Origin of the sequence: Xenorhabdus sp. TS4, from assembly GCF_014467265.1 — a bacterium.
In the GTDB taxonomy this organism is placed as follows: Bacteria; Pseudomonadota; Gammaproteobacteria; order Enterobacterales; family Enterobacteriaceae; genus Xenorhabdus; species Xenorhabdus ehlersii.
In genome coordinates this window covers 1-810 of the sequence record NZ_NKHQ01000108.1, presented here as the reverse complement: position 1 = coordinate 810, position 810 = coordinate 1, and the positions used below count along the sequence as shown (strand labels likewise).

The following is an 810-nucleotide window of genomic DNA, read 5'->3' as shown; positions in this document are numbered from 1 at the left end:
ATATACAACTCGCCCGATGCGCCGATAGGGGATAAGTTGTTGTGACTATCAAGGACGTAAAGACGGACATTATTGATGGCCTTACCAATATTGCTGGCAATCTCCCCATGTTGATAATATTTCCCTGTCGCACAAACGGTAACTTCGGTTGGGCCGTAGGAATTGAATACATCGCTGTAATGGCTGAAATAGTCAAGAAAATCTAAGGACGGTGATTCTCCCGCGGTCACCAATAGCTGCAAGGAAGGTAACTCAGTGTCAATTAATAACTTCAATATAGCTGGCGGTAAGGCGGTGATTTCAATACCTTCACGCTCAATCAGGTGTGCAACCGCGGGGGCGTTGCGTTCGGTTTCACTGCACAGGTAAACCGTCAGGCCATGAAGTAAACTGGAAAATAGTTCGAAAACAGAACCATCAAAAACATACGCGGCAAACATTAAGGCTTTTTTTCGCTTTGTGATATCAAACAATTCTGCCTGTGCTGCAACCATATGGATAACATTCTTATGCTCAACCATGACGCCTTTGGGTTGCCCCGTGGTGCCGGAGGTGTAGATGATATAGGCTAAATCGGCAGGGTTATTGACCGGCGCCAGATTTTCTACGGTGTGGCCTGTGGTTGTTGTCTGGTCATCTGCCGCTATCAGTATTGGCGATTCCGCCAGTGCCTGGCTATATTCCGCGAGGGTCGTCAGATGCTGTTGCTGGGTGAGTACACACGGGCTTCTGGTATCTTGCAGAATAAACTGCACCCGCTCCGGTGGATATTCAGGGGAAATGGGCACATAAGCCCCGCCAGCTTTCAGT

At 48.3% G+C, this 810-nt stretch carries 1 protein-coding gene; it reads right to left on the bottom strand.

Annotation, left to right across the window (positions count from 1 at the left end):
- Positions 1-810 (bottom strand): AMP-binding protein (locus tag Xets_RS19470; RefSeq protein WP_187652385.1); only part of this gene is annotated, 810 nt, incomplete at both ends.